The sequence below is a fragment of the Mycolicibacterium neoaurum genome (assembly GCF_036946495.1).
Taxonomy (GTDB): domain Bacteria; phylum Actinomycetota; class Actinomycetes; order Mycobacteriales; family Mycobacteriaceae; genus Mycobacterium; species Mycobacterium neoaurum_B.
In genome coordinates this window covers 2,412,921-2,434,148 of the sequence record NZ_JAQIIX010000002.1, presented here as the reverse complement: position 1 = coordinate 2,434,148, position 21,228 = coordinate 2,412,921, and the positions used below count along the sequence as shown (strand labels likewise).

21 protein-coding genes, 1 tRNA gene and 1 pseudogene are annotated in these 21,228 nt (G+C 66.5%); 13 read left to right on the top strand and 10 right to left on the bottom strand.

Annotated elements, in window-relative coordinates:
• Positions 1–130: 130 nt before the first annotated feature.
• Positions 131–3,175 carry a heterodisulfide reductase-related iron-sulfur binding cluster gene (locus PGN27_RS16970; protein ID WP_335328755.1) on the top strand — a complete coding sequence of 1,015 codons (3,045 nt, stop codon included), beginning with the start codon at positions 131–133 and terminating at the stop codon, positions 3,173–3,175.
• A gap of 80 nt (positions 3,176–3,255) precedes the next feature.
• Here PGN27_RS16970 and PGN27_RS16965 read toward each other — a convergent pair whose 3' ends face one another.
• Entirely contained in the window at positions 3,256–3,663 is a 408-nt protein-coding gene (locus tag PGN27_RS16965) for a hypothetical protein (protein ID WP_335327164.1), read from the bottom strand.
• A 136-nt stretch (positions 3,664–3,799) separates the two neighbouring features.
• Here PGN27_RS16965 and PGN27_RS16960 point away from each other — a divergent pair, with 136 nt between their 5' ends.
• Positions 3,800–5,071: a pyridoxal phosphate-dependent aminotransferase gene (locus tag PGN27_RS16960; RefSeq protein WP_019512860.1), complete on the top strand. Its 1,272-nt coding sequence runs from the start codon at positions 3,800–3,802 to the stop codon at positions 5,069–5,071.
• Positions 5,072–5,097: 26 nt separating this feature from the next.
• Complete coding sequence (locus PGN27_RS16955) at positions 5,098–6,351, top strand: YibE/F family protein (RefSeq protein WP_335327163.1); 1,254 nt, start codon at positions 5,098–5,100, stop codon at positions 6,349–6,351.
• On the opposite strand, the gene rfbA is transcribed toward PGN27_RS16955, so the two are convergent.
• The 4 genes from rfbA to PGN27_RS16935 are packed head-to-tail and all read right to left on the bottom strand — an operon-like array spanning position 6,305 to position 9,583.
• Positions 6,305–7,168 (bottom strand): glucose-1-phosphate thymidylyltransferase RfbA, encoded by an 864-nt coding sequence (gene rfbA / locus PGN27_RS16950; protein WP_335327162.1) that lies wholly within the window; start codon positions 7,166–7,168, stop codon positions 6,305–6,307. The genes PGN27_RS16955 and rfbA overlap by 47 nt on opposite strands.
• Entirely contained in the window at positions 7,169–7,519 is a 351-nt protein-coding gene (locus PGN27_RS16945; protein WP_335327161.1) for a nuclear transport factor 2-like protein, read from the bottom strand.
• 10 nt (positions 7,520–7,529) lie between these two features.
• Entirely contained in the window at positions 7,530–8,267 is a 738-nt protein-coding gene (locus PGN27_RS16940) for a maleylpyruvate isomerase family mycothiol-dependent enzyme (protein ID WP_335327160.1), read from the bottom strand.
• A gap of 2 nt (positions 8,268–8,269) precedes the next feature.
• Complete coding sequence (locus PGN27_RS16935) at positions 8,270–9,583, bottom strand: cytochrome P450 (RefSeq protein WP_335327159.1); 1,314 nt, start codon at positions 9,581–9,583, stop codon at positions 8,270–8,272.
• Positions 9,584–9,655: 72 nt separating this feature from the next.
• On the opposite strand from PGN27_RS16935, the gene PGN27_RS16930 reads away from it, so the two are divergent.
• Complete coding sequence (locus PGN27_RS16930) at positions 9,656–10,288, top strand: TetR/AcrR family transcriptional regulator (protein WP_335327158.1); 633 nt, start codon at positions 9,656–9,658, stop codon at positions 10,286–10,288.
• Between the two features lie 127 nt (positions 10,289–10,415).
• Entirely contained in the window at positions 10,416–11,876 is a 1,461-nt protein-coding gene (locus PGN27_RS16925) for an alpha/beta fold hydrolase (RefSeq protein ID WP_335327157.1), read from the top strand.
• A gap of 6 nt (positions 11,877–11,882) precedes the next feature.
• Here PGN27_RS16925 and PGN27_RS16920 read toward each other — a convergent pair whose 3' ends face one another.
• The 3 genes from PGN27_RS16920 to PGN27_RS16910 all read right to left on the bottom strand — a co-directional run bounded on the left by PGN27_RS16920 (position 11,883) and on the right by PGN27_RS16910 (position 14,732).
• Positions 11,883–13,550, bottom strand: a complete 1,668-nt coding sequence (locus PGN27_RS16920; RefSeq protein ID WP_335327156.1) for a DUF7159 family protein — start codon at positions 13,548–13,550, stop codon at positions 11,883–11,885.
• Positions 13,551–13,698: 148 nt separating this feature from the next.
• The gene (gene dcd, locus PGN27_RS16915) at positions 13,699–14,268 is read right to left on the bottom strand and encodes a dCTP deaminase (RefSeq protein ID WP_019513451.1); all 570 of its coding nucleotides are present in this window, start codon (positions 14,266–14,268) and stop codon (positions 13,699–13,701) included.
• Between the two features lie 23 nt (positions 14,269–14,291).
• Positions 14,292–14,732, bottom strand: coding sequence for a cupin domain-containing protein (locus PGN27_RS16910; protein ID WP_335327155.1), 441 nt, complete (start codon positions 14,730–14,732; stop codon positions 14,292–14,294).
• Positions 14,733–14,789: 57 nt separating this feature from the next.
• Between PGN27_RS16910 and PGN27_RS16905 the strand changes: the two genes are divergently transcribed.
• A tRNA-Gly gene (locus PGN27_RS16905) sits at positions 14,790–14,863 on the top strand.
• Positions 14,864–14,947: 84 nt separating this feature from the next.
• Here PGN27_RS16905 and PGN27_RS16900 read toward each other — a convergent pair.
• A pseudogene (locus PGN27_RS16900) lies at positions 14,948–16,109 on the bottom strand (tyrosine-type recombinase/integrase).
• Positions 16,102–16,674, bottom strand: coding sequence for a helix-turn-helix domain-containing protein (locus PGN27_RS16895; RefSeq protein WP_335327154.1), 573 nt, complete (start codon positions 16,672–16,674; stop codon positions 16,102–16,104). The pseudogene PGN27_RS16900 and the gene PGN27_RS16895 overlap by 8 nt, the downstream one beginning before the upstream one ends.
• 538 nt (positions 16,675–17,212) lie before the next feature.
• Here PGN27_RS16895 and PGN27_RS16885 point away from each other — a divergent pair.
• The 7 genes from PGN27_RS16885 (at position 17,213) to PGN27_RS16855 (ending at position 21,167) form a co-directional block, all read left to right on the top strand.
• Complete coding sequence (locus tag PGN27_RS16885) at positions 17,213–17,593, top strand: hypothetical protein (protein WP_335327152.1); 381 nt, start codon at positions 17,213–17,215, stop codon at positions 17,591–17,593.
• An 18-nt stretch (positions 17,594–17,611) separates the two neighbouring features.
• A complete protein-coding gene (locus PGN27_RS16880) occupies positions 17,612–17,923 on the top strand; it encodes a DUF2742 domain-containing protein (RefSeq protein ID WP_335327151.1) in 312 nt (103 codons plus the stop codon).
• A gap of 2 nt (positions 17,924–17,925) precedes the next feature.
• Entirely contained in the window at positions 17,926–19,725 is a 1,800-nt protein-coding gene (locus PGN27_RS16875) for a hypothetical protein (RefSeq protein ID WP_335327150.1), read from the top strand.
• Positions 19,722–19,988, top strand: coding sequence for a hypothetical protein (locus PGN27_RS16870; protein ID WP_335327149.1), 267 nt, complete (start codon positions 19,722–19,724; stop codon positions 19,986–19,988). The genes PGN27_RS16875 and PGN27_RS16870 overlap by 4 nt, the downstream gene beginning before the upstream one ends.
• Positions 19,985–20,233, top strand: coding sequence for a hypothetical protein (locus PGN27_RS16865; RefSeq protein ID WP_335327148.1), 249 nt, complete (start codon positions 19,985–19,987; stop codon positions 20,231–20,233). Before PGN27_RS16870 ends, PGN27_RS16865 begins: the two co-directional genes overlap by 4 nt.
• The gene (locus PGN27_RS16860; RefSeq protein WP_335327147.1) at positions 20,226–20,582 is read left to right on the top strand and encodes a hypothetical protein; all 357 of its coding nucleotides are present in this window, start codon (positions 20,226–20,228) and stop codon (positions 20,580–20,582) included. Before PGN27_RS16865 ends, PGN27_RS16860 begins: the two co-directional genes overlap by 8 nt.
• A gap of 342 nt (positions 20,583–20,924) precedes the next feature.
• Positions 20,925–21,167, top strand: coding sequence for a hypothetical protein (locus PGN27_RS16855; RefSeq protein ID WP_335327146.1), 243 nt, complete (start codon positions 20,925–20,927; stop codon positions 21,165–21,167).
• Positions 21,168–21,228 lie beyond the last annotated feature (61 nt).

Genomic DNA, 21,228 nt, shown 5'->3' with positions numbered 1-21,228 from the left:
ATGAGCAGGCAACTAGCCTAAGTTACCCATGAGTAACCGCACTCAAGTTACCGGCTAGTAACTAAAAACCACTGGGAGGCACGCCGTGCAGCACACTCTCGAAATCAGCAGATTGATCCTCGGACTGCTGATGACCGCCGTCGTGTTGGTGTTTGCTGCAAAGCGCGTCCTGTGGCTCACCAAGCTGATCAGTTCGGGCCAGAAGCTCGGCGACGAACGCGGCCGCAAAGACGATCTCGTCCGCCGCTTCCTCAACCAGAACAAGGAAGTCTTCGCCCAGTCGAAGCTCCTCAAGTGGTCCATCCCCGGCATCGCGCATTTCTTCACGATGTGGGGCTTCTTCGTCCTGGCCACGGTGTACCTGGAGGCCTACGGCGTCCTGTTCGACCCCGAGTTCCACATCCCGTTCGTCGGCCGCTGGGCCGTGCTGGGCTTCCTGCAGGACTTCTTCGCGCTCATGGTGTTCCTGGGCATCGTCACCTTCGCGATCATCCGTATCGCCCGCGAGCCCAAGAAGATCGGACGCGAATCCCGGTTCTACGGTTCGCACACCGGTGGCGCCTGGGAGATCCTGTTCATGATCTTCCTGGTCATCGCGACCTACGCACTGTTCCGCGGTGCCGCGGTGAACGTGCTCGGCGAAGAGTTCCCCTACCAGAGCGGCGCGTTCCTCTCCGACGGTGTGGCCTGGCTGCTGGCCCCGCTGGGTGCGACCGCGAACATGTGGATCGAGACGCTGGCGCTCATGGGCCACATCGGCGTCATGCTGGTGTTCCTGCTGATCGTGCTGCACTCCAAGCACCTGCACATCGGTCTGGCGCCCATCAACGTCACCTTCAAGCGGCTGCCCGACGGCCTCGGCCCGCTGCTGCCGATGGAGCACAAGGGCGAGAAGATCGACTTCGACGATCCCGCCGACGACGCGGTGTTCGGCCGCGGCAAGATCGAGGACTTCACCTGGAAGGGCTACCTCGACTTCACCACCTGTACCGAGTGCGGACGTTGCCAATCGCAGTGCCCCGCCTGGAACACCGGTAAGCCGCTGTCGCCCAAGCTCGTCATCATGAACCTGCGCGACCACATGTTCGCCAAGGCGCCCTACCTGATCGAGGGCAAGCCCATGCCCGAGGAGGGCTCGGTCGACTTCGCCGAGCTCGGCGACAGCCTGCACGGACACGGTGTGCCCGAGGACGGCTTCGCGCGCATCGAGGGTTCCGGCCCCGAGCAGGCGCTGCGCCCGCTGGTCGGCACCGCCGAGCAGGGCGGCGTCATCGACCCCGACGTGCTGTGGTCCTGCACGAACTGCGGCGCCTGCGTCGAGCAGTGCCCGGTGGACATCGAGCACATCGACCACATCGTCGACATGCGCCGCTACCAGGTGATGGTCGAATCCGAGTTCCCCGGTGAGCTCGGTGTGCTGTTCAAGAACCTGGAGAACAAGGGCAACCCCTGGGGCCAGAACGCCAAGGACCGCACCAACTGGATCGACGAGGTCGACTTCGACGTCCCGGTCTACGGCCAGGACGTGGAGTCCTTCGACGGGTTCGAGTACCTGTTCTGGGTCGGCTGCGCCGGCGCCTACGAGGACCGCGCCAAGAAGACCACCAAGGCCGTCGCCGAATTGCTGGCCACCGCGGGTGTGAAGTTCCTGGTGCTCGGCACCGGTGAGACCTGCACCGGCGACTCGGCCCGCCGCGCGGGTAACGAGTTCCTGTTCCAGCAGCTGGCCGCGCAGAACGTCGAGACCATCAACGAGCTGTTCGAGGGTGTCGAGACCGCCAAGCGCAAGGTCGTCGTGACCTGCCCGCACTGCTACAACACGATCAACCGCGAATACCCGCAGCTCGGATCCGACTACCAGGTCGTGCACCACACCCAGCTGCTCAACCGCCTGGTCCGCGAGAAGCGGCTCATCCCGATCAACCCCGTCGGCCAGGATGTCACCTACCACGATCCCTGCTTCCTCGGTCGCCACAACAAGGAGTACGAGGCGCCGCGTGAGCTGGTCGGCGCGGCAGGCGCCAAGCTCACCGAGATGCCCCGGCACGCCGACCGCGGCCTGTGCTGTGGTGCGGGTGGCGCCAGGATGTGGATGGAAGAGCACATCGGCAAGCGCGTCAACCAGGAGCGCACCGAGGAGGCGCTGGACACCGGTGCCTCGGCCATCGCCACCGGCTGCCCGTTCTGCCGCGTCATGATCACCGACGGTGTCGACGAGGTCGCCACCGCATCCGATCGGGAGAAGGCAGAGGTGCTCGACGTGGCACAGCTGCTGCTGGCCTCACTGGAGACCAGCCTCTACACGCTGCCCGAGAAGGGCACCGCGGCCAAGTGGTCGGCCGAGCTCGCCGAGAAGCGAGCCGAGGCAGAGGCCGCCGCCGCGCCTGCGGTCGAAGAGGTCGCCGAAGCGGAGGCGGTCGCCGAAGAGACGGCAGCTCCTGCGAAGGCAGCGGCTCCGGCCGCCGCCGCGCCCGTCAAGGGGCTCGGAATCGCCGGTGCCGCAAAGCGCCCTGGCGCCAAGAAGGCCGCACCCGCGGCATCGGCTTCCACGGCGGAGGCTCCGGCCGCCGAGACCGCCGCTCCGGTCAAGGGTCTGGGCATCGCCGGCGGCGCCAAGCGTCCGGGCGCCAAGAAGGCCGCACCCGCGGCATCGGCACCCGCCGCAGCCCCGGCGGAGTCGACACCGGCCGAGCCCGCGAAGCCCGAACCCGAGGTCAAGGGGCTCGGTATCGCCTCGGGCGCTCGCCGTCCGGGGGCCAAGAAGGCCGCCCCGGCCAAGGCCGCACCGAATGAGGGTGAGCCGACGGTGACCCAGCCGCCCAATGTCGACCCGGACAAGGCCGAGGCAGGCGCCAAGCAGGACACCGCCGATTCGGATATGGGGCTAGAGGAGTCCAAGCCCGAGCCGCCCGTCGTCGGATTGGGTATCGCCGCCGGCGCCCGTCGCCCCGGGGCGAAGAAGGCCGCGGCGCCCAAGCCCGCGGCTGCCCCTGAGCCGGCCGAGGTCCCGGAAGCCGCCGAGGCTGCCGAGCCCCCCGCGCCGGCCGAGGCCGAGCCCGCAGCGGCGGCGCCGAGCTCTAACGGATCCGGTGACGAGTCCCGGGTCGTGGGTGACGAGCCCCCGGTGAAGGGTCTGGGCATCGCCAAGGGAGCCCGTCGGCCCGGTAAGCGCTAAACCCGCAACTACTGCCGAGCGGCCAGTTGTGACACGCTTTCAGCGCAAAGTCGTGTTATAACTGGCCGTTCGGCTTTTGGCTAGAGCGCCTTCAATTGGAATGGTGTGGCGCTGATGATGCCGCCGGGGCATTCGCCGTTCGAATCGGCCGACAGCACGCCGCCGAGCGTCACCGGATCGACGGTCATATGCACAATTGCCGGGGCGTAACTTCCGTCCGGGCAGATGAATCCGTCGGGTTTGGTCACCGAGAAGTTCCAGATGCCCCCGACCAATGTCATGGGTGTCGACCAGCCCTGGTTGCTCGATACCGTGCCGGTGCACCCTGAGGGGTCGCAGGCGCTGGCCATCACCCAGACGTTGTCCGGATCGCCCTCCGCGCCCGAATACGAACCATTGAGCAATGGCGGTGCGGCCTGGGCGGGCGCTGCCAGGGCCAGGGCTGCTGCCGCAGCAATTCCCATTACCGCGGTCAGCGAACGTGTCATCGACGTCATAATGGATCGGAAAATAGCACCGCAATCACAGAAAACAGCGGCGCGCGGCCGTGAATTTACCGTCGTGACAGCCAAACCGTTATGCAGCACGAAAATCGGGTTGTCAGCCCGTGGGACACTGTAACTCGTGAGTACCCATCAGCTTCCCGACCGAACGTGGCATCAGAGCCCGCAGCCGCGTCCGCGGACGTTCGCCCAGTCGACCAAGCTGCAGGACGTCCTGTACGAGATCCGCGGGCCGGTACACGAGCAGGCCTCCCGACTGGAGTCCGAGGGCCACCGCATCCTCAAGCTCAACATCGGCAACCCCGCCCCGTTCGGGTTCGAGGCCCCCGATGTGATCATGCGTGACATCATCGCCGCCCTCCCTACCGCGCAGGGCTATTCGGACTCCAAGGGCATCATCCCGGCCCGCCGCGCCGTGTTCACCCGCTACGAACTCGTGGATGGCTTCCCCAAGTTCGACGTCGACGACGTCTTCCTCGGCAACGGTGTCTCCGAGCTCATCACGATGACGCTGCAGGCATTGCTCGACAACGGCGACCAGGTGCTGATCCCGGCGCCGGACTACCCGCTGTGGACCGCCTCGACCGCGCTGGCCGGCGGTACCCCGGTGCATTACCTGTGTGACGAGACCCAGGGCTGGAACCCCGATATCGCCGACCTGGAATCCAAGATCACCGAGCGAACCAAGGCGCTGGTCGTGATCAACCCGAACAACCCCACCGGCGCGGTGTACAGCCGCGAAATCCTGGAGCAGATGGTCGAACTCGCGCGCAAGCATCAGCTGCTGCTGCTGGCCGACGAGATCTACGACAAGATCCTCTACGACGACGCCAAGCACATCAGCCTGGCCACCCTGGCACCGGATCTGTTGTGCCTCACCTTCAATGGGCTCTCCAAGGCCTATCGGGTGGCCGGCTACCGGTCGGGCTGGCTGGTGATCACCGGCCCCAAGGAACATGCGAGCAGTTTCATCGAGGGCATCAACCTGCTGGCAAATATGCGGCTGTGCCCCAATGTGCCTGCCCAGCACGCCATTCAGGTTGCCCTGGGCGGCCATCAAAGCATCGACGATCTGGTGTTGCCCGGCGGCCGACTGCTCGAACAGCGCGATGTCGCGGTCGAGAAGCTGAACGCGATCCCCGGAGTGTCCTGTGTGAAGCCCCAGGGTGCGCTGTACGCGTTCCCTCGGCTGGACCCCGAGGTCTACGACATCCACGATGACGAGCAACTGGTGCTGGACCTGTTGTTGCAGGAGAAGATCCTGGTCACCCAGGGCACCGGATTCAACTGGCCCACACCGGATCATCTGCGCATCGTGACACTGCCGTGGGCGCGGGATCTGGCCAACGCCATCGACCGGCTTGGCAACTTCCTGGTCAGCTACCGGCAGTAGCAGGCACACCGCCTACGCTGTTTCGGGTGGCCCACTCCCATTCACACTCGCACTCGCTGAGCGGCCCCTCGCCGTTGGGCCCGCTGGCCGCGCGCATCGTGGTCGGCCTGCTGGTCGCGATCGCGCTCGCCACCCTGATCGGGGTGGGCTGGCTGTGGCCGAGTCAGGAGAAGCTGGATATTCCGCTGCCGTTCCAGAACTCCGCGGGCGGTGGTGTCAGCACCGAGGCCGGCCGGGTGGTTTCGGTCTCGGAGGCAGCCTGCGGCGGACCCACGGTCGGCGCGGTCATCACGTCCGCACCGCCGCCGAGCACCGGTGATACCCATTGCACCCAGTCGTTCATCCGGATCGGTTCCGGTCCCAACGAGGGCGCCTACACACTGCTGGAGTTCAGCGGCGGACCGGGACAACCGCAACTTGTCGTCGGCGACGATATCCGCATCACCCGCGCGGTCGACCCGACCGGCACCACCATCTACTCCTTCTACGACTACGAGCGCAGCTGGACGCTCACCGCGTTGGCGGCGGCCTTCGCCATCGTCGTCGTCGCGGTCGCCGGCTGGCGCGGTCTGCGCGCCCTGATTGGTATCGCCGTCGCCTTCGCGGTGCTGGTGCTGTTCATGCTGCCCGCCCTGCGCGACGGGGCCAATGCCATTCCGGTGGCGCTGGTGGCGTCGTCATTGATCCTCTATGCCGTGCTCTACCTGGCCCACGGGGTGAGTCTGCGCACCAGCGCGGCGCTGCTGGGCACGTTGACATCGCTACTGCTGGCGACGGCGCTGTCGTGGGGGGCCATCGAGCTCACCCACCTCACCGGGCTTTCGGAGGAGGAGAACAATGCGGTCGCGACGTTCCTCGGTGGGGTGTCGATCACCGGCCTGCTGCTGGCCGGTTTCATCATCGGTTCCCTCGGCGTCCTCAACGACGTCACCGTCACCCAGGCCTCGACGGCCTTCGAGCTGGCACAGCACAGTGATTCACGGCGGGCGGTGTTCTTCGGCGCCATGCGGGTCGGCCGCGACCACATCGCTAGTACGGTCTACACGCTGGTGCTCGCCTACGCGGGCAGCGCGCTCCCGCTACTGCTGTTGTTCAGCGTGGCCAACCGATCCCTCGGTGATGTCCTGACCGGGGAGAGCGTGGCCATCGAGATCGCCCGCTCGGCAGTCGGCGGTATCGCCCTTGCTCTTTCGGTTCCGTTGACGACGGCCATCGCGGCGGTGCTGGCGACGCCTAACGCTGCAGCAGCTCCAAGAGATAGTTCCCGTAGCCCGACTTGAGCAGGGTCTGGGCGCGGTCGGCGAGCTGCTCGTCGTCGATGAAGCCCACCCGCCAGGCCACCTCCTCGGGAGCACTGATCTTCAGTCCCTGGCGCTGTTCGATGGTGCGCACGAAATCGCCTGCGTCCAGCAGGGAATCGAAGGTCCCGGTATCCAGCCACGCGGTACCACGGGCCAGCACCTCGACCGAGAGTCTGCCTTGGCGCAGATAGGTCTGATTGATATCGGTGATCTCGTACTCACCGCGCGCGGACTTGCGCAGCCCACGGGCGATCTCGACGACATCGTTGTCATAGAAGTACAGACCGGGAACCGCATGATGCGATTTCGGCTTGTCCGGTTTCTCCTCCAGTGAGATCGCCCGGCCGTCGACGTCGAATTCGACGACCCCGTAGGCCGACGGGTTGGCCACCCAGTACGCGAAAATGGCTCCGCCGCTGACGTTCTGGAATCGGCGCAAGCCCGTTCCCAGGCCGGGTCCGTAGAAGATGTTGTCGCCCAATACCAATGCCACCGAATCGCCGCCGATATGGTCGGCGCCGATCACGAAGGCCTGCGCAAGGCCCTCGGGTGTGTCCTGCACCGCGTAGGTGAGGTTGATACCCCATTGCGAGCCGTCGCCGAGCAGCCGGTGAAAGCCCGGTGCATCGTGGCCGGTGGTGATGATCAGGATGTCCCGAATCCCCGCCATCATCAGTGTGCTCAGCGGGTAATAGATCATCGGTTTGTCGTACACCGGCAGCAGCTGCTTGCTGGTGCCCCGGGTGATCGGGTGCAGCCGCGTCCCGGTCCCCCCGGCCAGGATGATGCCGCGCATCTAGGCGTCGAGGTCTTTTTCGCTGAGGCCGGTGGCGGCCAGGGCCTCCTCGAGGCTCTGATGCAGGAACACGGAGGTGACCTGGTCGTGCACCACCCGGAATGCCGACGCGGCCGCGGCTGCATCGACGGTCTGTTCGGCAACCACGACCCCGTCGTGCACGTAGAGCCTGCCCACCTCGGCGGTGACGCCTTCCTGTGCCCAGTCCAGCAGGGCCTGGTGTCCTTGGGCGGCGCGGTCGGCGGCAGCGATCTCGATATCGTCGCTGGACAGCTTCACCAGCGTGTCGTAGTCACGGGCGTTGAGGGCGTCGTGCCATGCCAGGACGGTGGCGATCTCGGAGGTGCTCATGCTGAGCACTCTAGAGCGGCGAGCCGGCCAACCACGCGTCCCATACGTCCGCGTCCCCCAGGATCTCCAGCCCGGCATCGGCCGCGGTGCGTCGACGGGTGATCGCCAGCAGCAGATCCACCGCCCGTCCGCGGACCGCGACGTCGCTCTTGCCGTGCGCATACGTCCAGGACAGCCCCTCGTCATCGTGCACGACGGTCCACTCCCCGGTCGGGCCGAGGCCGTCGTCGGTGGCGTGCAGGTGCAGCGACTGTCCGCGTGGGATCGGCTTGTGCAGTGCCGTCGCCAAGTCGAGCCATTCGCTGACGCCATCGGCGGCCAGTCCGGCGGGCAGATCGAACTCGGTGCCCAGGGCCAGATGGGCGTCGGCGAGGTGGACGGTCTGCTCGTGCACCCGACGCCGAATCCACCAACCCGGGATGTGCGGGCCGACGAAGGTCCACACCTTGATGTTCGAACCGGCCTGCTCCACGGCGTCGATCAGGGCCACCGCGCCCTCGTTGAGCCAGTCGATGGCCGCATCCATGTCCTCGGGCGGTTTACCGTCGCGCACCTCGCGCGGATTCAACGGCTCGGTGCGGCGGTCGGTGATGATCTGTGTGCACCAACGGTTTCCGCGACCCACATGACGGAACAGCTGGTTGACCGTCCACCCCGGACAGCTGTCAACCGGCGTCGCCGGGTCTGCATCACGGATCAGCTCACCGAAGTCTCTGGTTTGTTCGAGCAGGGCGGCTCGGAAGTCCATGCTTACGACGGTAGCGCGGCGCGGGTGTCGCCGAGGGCGATTGGCAGGGTGGACCAGCCGCGCAGCACCCTGGTTTCGCGACGGGTTCCGTCCCCGGCCAGCGCGGCGTGGGGGAAGCGCTCGAAGAACGTCCGCAGCCCGACTTCGCCCTCGGCCCTGGCCAGCGCGGCACCGAGGCAGAAGTGCCTGCCGCCGGAGAACGACAGGTGCTTTCCGGCATTGGACCGCTCGATGTCGAAGCGGTGCGGGTCGTCGAAAACCTTCGGGTCGCGGTTGGCCCCGGCGATGTAGACCAACACCCCTTCGCCCGCCCGCACGCGGGTGCCCGCCAGGTCCAGGTCCTTGGTGGCGATGCGCGCCGAGAGCTGCACCGGGGATTCCAGGCGCAGGATCTCCTCGACGGCGGTCGGCCACAGCTCGGGCCGCTGCGACAGCGTCTGCAGGTGTTCGGGGTGCTGCAACAGCATCCGGATACCGCTGCCGAGCAGATTGACAGTGGTCTCGAAGCCGGCGGCCAGGACCAGCCCGGCGGTGGCCACCAATTCCCGCTCGGTCAGCGGACCGTCCTCGGATGCTTCGGAGGCGGTGATGATCTGGCTCATCAGATCGTCTCCGGGGTTGCGGCGCAACTGCCGCAGATGCCCGACCAGCCAATCGTTGAACCCCTGGACTGCCGCGCTGACCTCCTGATACTGCGGCCAGGTCAGTCCGATGTCCAGGCTGGCGGCGCCGTGCTCGCCGAACTCCAGGACGCGGGACCGGTCGTGTTCGGGGACGCCGAGTATGTCACCGATGACGGTGACCGGCAATTGCCCGCAGTACCGTTCCACGATGTCGACGGTGCCGGTCTCCGCGGCGAGATCGTCGAGTAGCCGATTCGCGCTGTCCTGCACCCGATCCCGTAGCGCCGCCACGGCCCTGGTGGTGAACACCGAGGACACCAGCTTGCGGTAGCGGGTGTGCTCGGGTGCCTCCACCGAGAGCATCGAGGGCGGCTGGAGTGGGTGCAGCACATCGGGTTTGGTGCGGTCGATGACCCATTGCAGCGGCCCGGGCAGATTCGACCCGAGTGCGATGACCCGGAAATCCTCCGACCGCAGGACATCGCTGCAGACCTTGTGGTCCACGGACAGGTAGACGACCCGCCCCTTGACCAGCGGGCCCTGCGCGCGCAGTTCCTCGGTGAACGGGACCGGGTCGGCACGGATCGCGGGATCGGCGATCAAGCGGCCCTGCGGGTCGCCGCGCCGGGCGAACAGAGTCGAGATCCCCCGGACGAAGCCGTGCATGGCCATCCAGTGGATGCGTTCACGCATAGTTGCCATCATCACCCCTAACCGAATCGCGGTTCGGTACTGTATTTGCAGCTTACCGAATTACAATTCGGTATGGCAAGGATCCGGATACCAGCAGCACAGCGACGTACGCGCATCCTTGACGCGGCTGTCGAGACCTTCGCCGAGCATGGCTTCGCCGAGGCCAAGATGCAGGACATCGCCAGCTTGGCCGGGGTGGTGCCCTCGGTGCTCTACGACCACTTCGGCTCCAAGCGCGACCTGCATCTCGCCGTGATCCAGGAGCACGCCGCCCGGCTGCGGGAGCGCTCGCTGCGCCACGTCGAGGGTGCCACCCCGGAAGAGTTGGTGCGCGCCAGCATCTCCAACTACTTCGAGTTCGTCGAAGCCGACCCGTTCATGTGGCGGTTCCTGCACCGCGACCCACCCGCCGACTCCGAGACCGCTGCCGTCGTCGAGGAGATCATCGGCCGCGGGACCGAGGCCATCGCCGACCTGATCCGCTTCGGCGCCGGAGAGACCACCTCCGTGCGCGGCATCACACTCGACGATTCCGCATGGATCCTGGCGCGCGCCACCCAGTCGGCGTGCGATGGTGTCGCGACCTGGTGGTATGAGAACCGCGACGTGCCGCGCGAGCGCGTCGTCGAGTTGGTGTTCATGTTGCTCTGGCAGGGCTTCGGCGGGATGTTGCGCGACGGCGTGACCGGCCAAGACCAGCTCTGAGGGCTATCGTGGCGGTTCGACCACTCGCGCAGGAGGCGGAACGCTCATATCCCACGGACCCCGGCCCAGGACACCACAACGGTCGCGGCGCGCCATTCACTGGATCGCCGCGCTGGGGGCTGCGGTCATGGTGGCGGCGTGCGGGCAGTCCGTTCCGGTAGCCGCGCCGCCGGTCTCGACGGCGGCGGTGACGGGCACTCCGGACTGGTGTCCGAGCATCCTGCACCATGTCACCGAGTGCGGGGTCATCCAGCGCCCCCTGCTCGACGACGCACCCGAATTGGGCACCATCGACGTCGGCTACGCGTTGGTGCGCCACAGCGGTGACAATCCCGAGCCGGCGGGCACGATCATGCCCAACCCCGGTGGACCCGGTGTCCCGGTGATCGCGTGGGGCCCTGACGTCGCCGCCCTCACTCCGGGCGTCCTCGAGGACTACGACGTGCTGCTGATCGATCCGCGCGGCATCGGCGAATCCTCGCCGATGGACTGCGATGTCGACGGTTTCGCCTTCGCGATCGGCACCAGGTCCGAACAGCGCGACGCGGTCGCCCAGTGCGCCGACCATCTCGGTCCCCGCGCCGGCGCCTACACCTCCGCGGCCACCGCCGACGATTTCGATGCCGTCCGCGATCACCTCGGCATCGACAAGGTGATCGCCTACGGCGCGTCCTATGGCACCTACCTGATGACGGTGTACGCCCAGCGTCATCCCGATCACGTGCAATCCATCGTCCTGGCGGGTGCCTATCCGCTGCACTTCGACCCGCTGCAGCGGCCCAACGCCGAGGCGGTCGACCTGGCCTTGCACCGGATCTGCGATCGCAGCGGCGCCTGTGACGGCAACGTCGCGGTGGCCGATCTGCGGATGGTGACCGCCGCCCTGCGCGAGTCCCCGATCACCGTCGACGACGCCCTGGTGACCGAGGGCGAGTTCGCCAACCTCGTCTTCGAGGGAGCAACCAGCGGGGTGGGTGCCGATCCGGACGAGACGACGGTGCTCGGCGAAGTGCCCGCGGCACTGCACAGTTATGTCCACGGTGACGAGGAGCCGTTGCGCGATCTGATCGCCGAGCTCGGCGTGCCGGGCTACACACCGGTGGGCGACGACCTGTACATCGCCATCTCGTGCAACGACTACCTACCGCTGTGGTCCACGAAATCCGATGAGACGCAACGGGAGAACCAGTTCCAGAGCGCGCTGCAGAAGGCCGGTGATCTCGGCTCGTTCAGCGCTCAGGGTTTTGCCGAGGCTCAGCACGACGGCGGGGACATCTGCATCAGATGGCCGGCGGCGGCGCATCAGAAGCGTCCCGACCAGGTCCACACCCCGCTGCCCGACGTGCCGGTGCTGGTGTTGTCCGGTGACCTGGACGCCGTGACCCCGGATGCCAACGGTCTGCTGACCGCCCGCCAGTTCCCGCACTCGACGTTCGTGACGGTGCCCAATGTCGGCCACACCCCCGACAGTGAGCCCAGCGGGTGCGTCGCCGACATCATCGACCGCTTCGTGCGCTCCGGATCGACCGGTCCGCTGGACTGCCTGGACGCCATTCCCCCGATCCAGGTCCAACCCGTGACCGACTGAGCGGGCTCAGCTGCAGAAGATCAGGAAGCAGTTGCTCCCCGGTGCAGCCGGACCGCCGCCGGGCCCACCCGGGCCGGACTGGCCGCCGCGACCGGAATCACCGCGGCCCGAATCGCCTCGGCCGTAACCGGATTCACCACGCGGACCGCCCGCGCCGGGACCCGCACCGCTCGGGCCGGCACTGGGAGCACCACCGTTTCCGCCGCCGGGCCACTGCGGGAGCTGCGGCCACTGCGGCGCCTGCGGCTGCTGGGGTTGCGGCTGGGGACGCGTCGGCTGGGGTTGCGGCTGGGTCTGCTGCGGCGGCGTCCAGTCCGGCCAGCCGGAGTCGTCATCGTCGTAGTGGTCGGGACGCTGCGGCTGCTGCTCCCACGGCGGCGTCCACACGGGCCACTGCGGGCGGGGCAGCACGATCACCGGCGGCGGCAGCACCACCGGCGGGATGAACGCGGGCGCCGGCGCCGGAGCTGCCGGAGCGGGGGCCGGCGGCGGAGCAGCCGGCGCGGGTGCGGGAGCCGGCGCCTGCGGGGCAGGGGCCGCCTCGACGAAGACCTGACGCGGCGCGGGGGCCTGCTGCACCACGGGGATCGGCGCCTTGATCGTCTGGGCGACCTCGGGCGCCGGCGGCGGGGCAGGCTGGACCGGTAGCGCCTCGGGGGCCGGCGCCGGCGGCGGAGCCTGCACGCTGGGTGCGACCGCGGCCCGCGCGGGTGCGGGGCGCTCGTCGGCGGTCGGCCGGATGCTCACGGCCAGCGAGATGGCCAGGGCCACCACACCGACGACGAAGATCGACGCCATGGCGCTGCCGATCAGCAGGAACGGTTTGCGTTCCTCGTCCGCGGTCGGCTCGGCGTCCAGTCCGGACAGGTCATCGGGGATCTCGGCGTAGTTGGGGACCGCGCTGGCAGCCAGCTGGGTGTCGGCGGTGTGCAGCACCGAACCCGCGGTCGGACCGTCGGGGTCCAGCGAGTAGGCCAGCCCGACCGTGGACGCCTCGTACATCGGTGCGGCGGCCGATGCTAGGGCCGCACCGCGAGCCAGTGCGAGTCCGGATTCCTCGGGTGCGCTGACCGGGATGTCGACCAGATCGGCAAGGTGGTCCTTGACGGCGGCGACGTCGATGCCCGATCCGACCACGAACATGCCCTCGGGCGGGGTGTCCTGGCGGGCCACCGCGGCGGCCATATCGCCCAGGACGGCCATCGCGTCGGTGCTGTGCAGGCTGCGGCTGAGCACCTTGACCACCGAGCCGTCGTCACCGCGGACCACCGACAGCGTGGCGGTGTCGCGGTCGAGGAACAGCAGTGCGGTGGAGGCGTAGCCGACGGCCCGGCCGGCGGCTTGGGCCAGCGCGCCGGCGGCGTGCAGTTCGGACACCAGCATCACGTCGGTCAGTCCACGGGCGGCCAATGCGTCGCGCAGGGCGGCGGCCTCGGTGTGGTCGGTCCAGGTGACGCCGATCGATTTCAGGTGATGTCCGCCGGCTTCGGCGCTCTCCTGCGTGCCGAGCACAGCCTCGACCACCTGGTCGGCCGCGCTGGGCGTTGCTGCGTCCGCGGGGGCGGTGACGTCGAAAACGTCATGATCGACGGTCGCGCCGTCGCCCTTCTCCCCTTCGACCAGCACCATCCGCACTGTCGTCGGTGTCAGGGACACACCGAGTACGATGTCCACTTACCCCTCCAAAGTGTTTGCTACATCGCGCGTTTTGTCGCAACCGAAACGTCGACACAAACCGGCAACTAGTTGTTCATCGCCACGAGCAGCACCGTCGTTACATCCGGCGGCGTTAGCTAGCGCATGAAACAAACCCTACGCGGGTTCAGCGCTGAGGGAAGTTCAGATACGAGCGCGACGGCGTCGGTCCACGCTGCCCCTGGTACTTGGATCCGGCCTTGCTGCTGCCGTACGGATGCTCGGCGGGGCTGGTCAGCCGCAGCAGGCACAGCTGCCCAATTTTCATGCCCGGCCACAGCGTGATGGGCAGGTTCGCGACGTTGGACAGCTCCAGGGTGATGTGCCCGGTGAAGCCCGGATCGATGAACCCGGCGGTGGAGTGGGTCAGCAGTCCCAGGCGACCCAGCGAGGACTTTCCTTCCAGGCGTCCGGCCAGGTCATCGGGCAGGGTGCAGCGCTCCAGGGTGGCCCCGAGCACGAACTCGCCGGGGTGCAGGACGAACGGTTCGTTCTCCTTGGGTTCCACCAGCGTGGTCAGGTCGTCCTGGCGCAGCGCCGGGTCGATGTGGGTGTAGCGGGTGTTGTTGAACACCCGGAACAGACTGTCCAGGCGGACGTCGATGCTGGAGGGCTGGATCAGATCGTCGTCGTGCGGGTCCAGCGCCAGCCGGCCCGCGGCGATCTCGGCGCGGATATCGCGATCGGAGAGCAGCACGCGGTGAGCCTAACGGGCGCGGGTCAGGGGCAGGCGGCTGGCGCGTCCGCACGGACGGGTTGGTCGGCGGGCAGCGTGTAGGTGACCACGGCGTTGGCGTCGTGCGGGCTGTCGTTGCGCACGACGTGCGGGACGCCGGCCGGGATGACGATGGCCTGGCCGGCGAGGTACGGGGTCGGCGCGCACTGGTCTGCGGTCTGCAGCGTGACGGTGCCGCCGGTGATGACGGTGTGCTCGACGCCGGGGTGGGTGTGCCAACCACTGCTGGCCGGTGGGTGCAGCAGGAGTTCCTGGACGTAGAGGGTGGTCGGGCCCGTCGTCTGGATCTGCACGGGCTGGTCGCCGGTGCCGGTCGCCAGCTCGGTCCGCTCGATATCGCCGTCGGGCGGGGTGGCCGCGGCGACCGGTATGACGGCGATGCTCAGGCTCAGCGCGGCGGCCGAAGCGGCGGCGAGGCGTTTCATGGATCCCCCAGCTCGTGAATCGGTGTGGCCTGGGTGCTAGCCTTCCTGATCAAACAGGCCGATGTAGTTCAATGGCAGAACATCAGCTTCCCAAGCTGAATACGCGGGTTCGATTCCCGTCATCGGCTCCACTCCCTGCAGGTCAGAGCCGTTTTCGTGATTCGCAGGCTAACTCGACTCGGCCGAATCCCGCATTTTCCCCGTAGATTCGATCTTCAATCTTGGTTGCTGGCCCATTTCTCCAGCACCGCGCGGCTGTCGGGGCCCGCTGTCACACGCTGAACGTAGTGACCCTCTGTGGTAGCCAGTTGCGCATGAGACAGCTGACGTTGTGCGGCCTCCACGCCGAGCCCGTCCCGGATAACCGTGGCCACGCTGCGCCGGAAGCTGTGCGGGGTGACCCATCGCAGATCCTCGTGCTCGCTCAACGCCTGACGCAGCGCCGACCTGATATTCGTCAACGCCACCAGGCCGCCGTCCCGGTTGGCCAGCACCGTGCCCTCTGGGCCGGTCACCGCGTACAAGTCAGTGAGCACTGCGACGCCGAACGCCGGCAGGCTCACCGTGTGCGCTGGCGCCCCGCCCTTGCGCGCGTCCTGCCGGTGCAACGCCTTGCCCGTCACCCGACCGGCGTCCACGACGGTGCCGTTGACCGTGACGGTCGGCGGTGTGCCGAGCAGGTCTACGTCCTCCCAGCGGATCGCCAGCACCTCCCCCGGTCGTGCGCCGGTCGCCGCGAGCAACTCGACGAACGCCGGCAGCATCCGGCCGCGCCGAGGCCCCGGACCCTTACGCTCAGTGAACACTTTCACTGCCTGGCGCACCCGCTCGAACTCCATCGCCGTCAGCGCACGCGCCGGCGTCCGCTCCACCCGGGCGTTCTTCGTCTCGCGCATCGGGTTGTGCTTCACGACGTCGAACCGGGCCGCCAGGCCGTACATTCCGACCAGGATGATCCGCATGTAGGTGGCCGCCGATGACGGCAGCGATTTGAGGTGCGAGTCGGCGCGGCTGGTGGTCAACTCGCCGATGCGCAGCGCGCCGAGCTGACGGTCACCGTGCAGACGCCAGGTGTCCCGATAGAGGGTTGCCGTCCGCTCCCCGATCCGATCCTCGGCAACCTTGGCCGGTATCCAAGCGTCGAAAAAGTGTTGTGCGCCGGTCGATGACGCCGTTTGGTTCGCCGGCCTCAAGCTCGGCGGCGATTCGGCGCTTCAGCTCGCGACGGGCATCCTCGGCAGATTTCCGCGACGACGCTTCCCGTTCGCGAAGCCTGCCGCTGGGTAGCCGTACATACGTTGTTGCGTAGAAGATCTCGCCGCGCTTAGCGTCGGTGATCTTTCCGTTCTCTCCCGGAGCCAGCCTCTGCCTAGGCATCGGTCTCACCCGATTCGGTATAGCGAGAAATGTCAGCTTCGATGCCCGCCAGCTCGCGTCCGAGGGCATTTCGGATTACCTCCACCTCACGGCTGCCATCGCCTTCGTGATCGCCGATGATGCTCAGCAAAGATCGTTGTCGTGCGCGCAGTTCATGGACTATCCGCGCATTCCGTAGCGGCTTCAGGTTGTTTCGGTACTGATAGAAGTTGGCCCCAGAAACCGGGGTCGGACTATCAAGCTCCCCCGAAAACCACTGCGCTGCATCAAACTTCGACATGACTAGGTCTGGAAGTATGCGCCCTTGCTGGCTGTATTGATACGGCCCCGGAAAGATCAACATGACAGGCGCGGTGTCGAGCGCAACCGACAGAACCACTAGCTCACTGACTGTCACATCCCGCTCTCCAGATTCGATCTTGGAGATAGCCACTCGGTGAATTGGCACACCAAGGTCGCGCGTTCGATTCGATAGCTGCACTGCACTTAGCCCAGCCTTCACCCGCGCAGCCGAGATGGCGTCGCCTACGCCGCCCCACGACGATCCGCGTTCACTGTCATCCATTGCGACATTCTCGCACGAATGTTGTTGCGTACGTCGACAACCATGCTAGTGTCACGAAGTGCAACACAATTTCATATCAATGTCGCAAAATTCGACAGGAGAGAATATGAACGATTGGGAGGCGACGAGCCTCAAGTTGGGCGGTATCAGCAGGTCGCTCGTGTTTCGGCTCTGGGCTTCTGGAGTCCTTGCGTCGATAAAGATCGGTCGTCGCCGATTCAGTACTGACGCCCAGATTGCCGCATACATCGACAGCTTGGAATCCGCGGGCACCGGCGGGAGCGCGGCATGATGCCACGCCCACACGTCGATCAGGCCGACCGCGATCTACTCGACGATCACACGCTGGTCGACCATACGCCTGCCGGAGACGACGACTCCGGCGACAGCAGAACGGCTCCCGTGAGCCCGGTGTTACCAGCACCGGCGGGAGCCGTTCAGAACCACACCAACCGCTAGATAGGAGAAGTTCACTAATGAATATACCCACCCCCGACACCTCGCCGGTAGCTATCACCGATACCCGGGCGGTGAAGCGATGACCTGCAACTCGCACGTGGTGTGGTGCTCTCACCGCAACGTAGATGTAAAAGAAGGTCGTCATGACGATTACATGGCTTGCTGCCACAAGAATGTCGGCAGCTCCGTCCTCACCGTCCCCGAACCGGGCTACGACAAGGCTCAGGTCTGGGTTTACGCGACGAGAACGGCACACCCGGATGCACTAGAGACGGGGGTGACGCCGGGTCAAGACGCATTCGACGGAATTGTCGTGATGCTCGAACAGCGGCACGAAGTGGGAACAGAGAAGACCTGGGAGGATGAACGCCCAGCACTACGACTGGCCTCGTCGGAAGCCCGCACCTTGGCCGCGCTACTTCTCCGAGCTGCCGATGTGGAACAGGGATTGACCCTGTGACCGCGGAGTCCGAACCGCGTGGATGACCTGATTGTGACGCGGGCAGTGGACTGGTTTCCGGTCCACCGCCTCGTCGCACCCATCCTCCACACCGTCGAATCCTGGCCTGCAGCAGGCACCTTGCCCTGGCAACACCTCGACGACACCGACCCCGCCAAATGGGCCGCCGTCCTAGATGCCGCCCGCTACGGCGCACTGCACATGCAACTCCGCCGAGAAGCCCTCATTGAGGCATCCCACGACGTCGCCGCGGCCGCCGACTGGCCGGCCATCGCCAGCGCACTCCGCGCCGGTCGCGGACCGGCCTACATCCCCAGAAAGGCATCCTGAACGTGTCAGCACCCGATGACGAATTCTTCTCTGCCACCAATGAACTGGCGACAATCCACTCGTGGGCCCGCGCCCGCTACGCTGCGCCCTGGGCCGTGTTCTTCGCCGTGCTGCTACGCGTCGCCGCCAGCGTCAGCCCCCACGTCCAACTGCCCGGAGTGATCGGCGGCCGCGCGTCGCTGAACCTCCTGTGCGCCTTCGTCGCACCCTCCGGCGGCGGCAAAGGTATCTCCGACAAAGTCGCCCGCATGGCGTGGCCCGCACCGATCGTCGAACTTCCGATTGGATCCGGAGAAGGCCTCGCCGAGACATTCACACAACGCGGCAAGGAATCTCCCGACAACGAACGCATCACCAACGCCATCTTCAACTGCCCAGAGATAGACATCCTCACCGGCCTAGAGTCGCGACAAGGATCGACCATCCTCGGCACCCTCAAGTCGTTCGCGATGGGAGAACAACTCGGTTCTACCAACGCTTCGAAAGCGACCAGCCGCAACGTCCCCGCGCACTCCTACCGCGGCTGCCTCTCCGTTGGCGCCCAGCCTGGGCACACCGGCGTCATCTTCAATGACGTCACCGGCGGCACTCCCCAACGCCTGTTGTGGGCACTCACCATCGACCCCACAATGCCAGCCGAACCCACCGCAGACCCGAAGCCGTTGAACCATCATCTGCCGGGGTTACTGACTCGCCGCCACGACGACCCCGACATCGTCACCGAGATCGTCTACGGGCCCGACGAGATCCGGCAGACCATCATCGCCGCCCACCTTGCCCGCCAACGCGGCGAAGGGGGCGCCCTCGACGGGCACTGGATGCTCACCCGACTCAAGGTCGCCGCAGTAATCGCGATCATGCATCACCGCACCGTGGTCTCCGAACTCGACTGGCAGCTCTCCGAGGCCGTCATGGCCAACTCCGACAGCACCCGCGACTGGATCGTCACCGAAGCGCGGCAGGCGGCACGAGCAAAGGTGAGGGAGCGAGCAGTCTCTCGCGCGACATTCGATGAGATGGTCGACGATCGGCACGCGAAGACCGTGCGAAGTCGAATCCTCCGACTGCTGACCACGGGATCGATGTCGCGCAGCGAACTGCGCAGGGCGATGGGTAAACAGCACTACAGGGAGGCCTTCGACGCAGTTCTTCCACACCTATTGGAAGTTAGCCACATCGTTACCCTTCCAGGCGAGAAGGCGTTGCACTACGCGCTCAATCCAGAGTTCACCGGTGAACCACAGTTCACCCCACAAAATGCCAGCTCAAGTGCGGTGAACGGGGAGTTCACCGGTGAACCCGCTGCCACAGTGACTCAGCTCGATACGCGCAGGTCGGCGGCCGCAGCGGAAGTTGGCGAGTCTTGCCCGGCGTGGCTCGCGCGTTACATCAGCGAGCATCGCCAGGCCGGCGTCCTCACCCTCGAATCGTTTGCTGTGTACGCCGCGGCCGAAGCTGCCGGACACACGCGGGCCGCGATCCTGGCAGCCACGACAAAGAACGCAGACCTGCGCACAGTCGGCCGCAGCAAGGACGGAGCCACGTGGTCGATCGACCCCGAACGGCAGACGACCTACCAGCCCGTTGGCGAGTTCGTAGCAAACTACGTCGACAGCCTGCCTGGCGACCAGACCGAGATCGACAAAACTGACTTCCGGACCAAGGGCGAAGCGGCTGGATATTCCTGGGAGAACCTACGGAAGACCATCCGCGCTCATCCTCGTGTCGATGGCCGGCCCGGCACCACGGACTCACCTCGCGATGTCGTCTGGCATCTCGCCCCGAAAGAGGCCGCCTCGTGACCCGCGAGCCGATCAGGGCCGCTTACGACCAGAACGGCGCACTGGACCGCGACTGCCCGCAGTGCGATGCAGGGCCGCAGCAGTGGTGTGTTGACCCGCGTGGCCGTCTCCGGCGTGTGCCGTGCGTGCTGCGCGCCCGAATCCCCGGCCAGGTCACCCAGCTTGCCGGCGTCAACAACCTGGCTGGCCAGGGCTCTGACACCAATGCCGCGGTCCTCGATTTCAGCGAGCCCCGGCATCCGCTGGAGAGGAACGCCGAATGAGGTTGCGCCGCACACCGTTGCGCCCGTACGTGCATGTCACCAACGACCCGAGCCGGCCTGTGACGCTGTCGTTGATCAGCACTGTGAACAGCGGCAGCTTCATGGAGTTCGATATGTCCACCGCCGACGCGCAACGCGTGGTCGATCTGCTGGTAGAGGCGATCGGCGAGGTGAACGCGGGCAGGGCGTCGGGCGTCCTGCGTAAGCCACCGCGCCGGCCGCGGCCAGGCGGCGGCGATGACTGATCCCCAGCATGATCCGAACGGGGCCTCTTGCTTGGAGTGTGGGTGGCCGATAGGTCATCGGCACGACCCGACCGGACCGTTCGGTTCGCACCCGGTCACCCGTGCGCGCTCGTGGCGGCTGCTGCTGGCGATGCTGGACCCGCAGAACCGAGACATTGTCGGGGACAGCATGACCGCGGTCCTGGGGGAGACCGGCGGATGCCGCGATTGTCTGATCGCGATGTGCACACATCTGGCCGGCTTCGCGGTGGCCACACTCGCGATGGAGCGCAAGGGTGATCAGATCGAGTATCTCGAAGCGTTGCTGGCTACTGACCTCGACAAGATTGCACACGACGGTCAGGTGTGATGTGCGCCTATCTGACGAGGATGTCGATCGCGCACTCTACTGCGTGAATGAGTTGCTTGACCGGAAGATCCGGGCGGGTGCTCACATTCCGGGGTGGATGCGGCCACTGGCGTCGAAACTCGATCTGGCTAGCGCACTGTCCTCTGCGGGACACGAAACTGATAGTGGCGGTGAAGACTTGGGCTCGTCACCGTGGATCGGCAGCGCCGAAGCGGCGGACATCCTAGGGATCCACCCGCGGACAGTCCGCCGACGAAAGGCCGACCTCGGCGGCGTAATAGTCGCAGGGAGAATGGTTTTCGACCCGAGAGCCGTTCACGAATACGCAGAGGGCCGCAAACAATGGGTGATGTCGGATCGGCATTCGACGAGTACTTGAAATCGCTGAGCGACGACGAGTGGAAGGCGCTCGAGCAACGGGTGCGACCACCCCAGCAACCGCCGGCGCCGACCGGGCAGCCGCTGCCGGGTGAGCGACGTGAGGGCGATGACGCGCCCGTCAGGAGGGGCGAAAACGCCGGAATGGCAGAAGCTCGGCGCCGCGGTTACATCGATGCCAACGGGGTCCAGGTGAAGCGCGCATGAGCGACGACCAGATACGGGGGGTGTCATTCAGGCTACGGCGGGGAACCGTTCCAGCGGATAC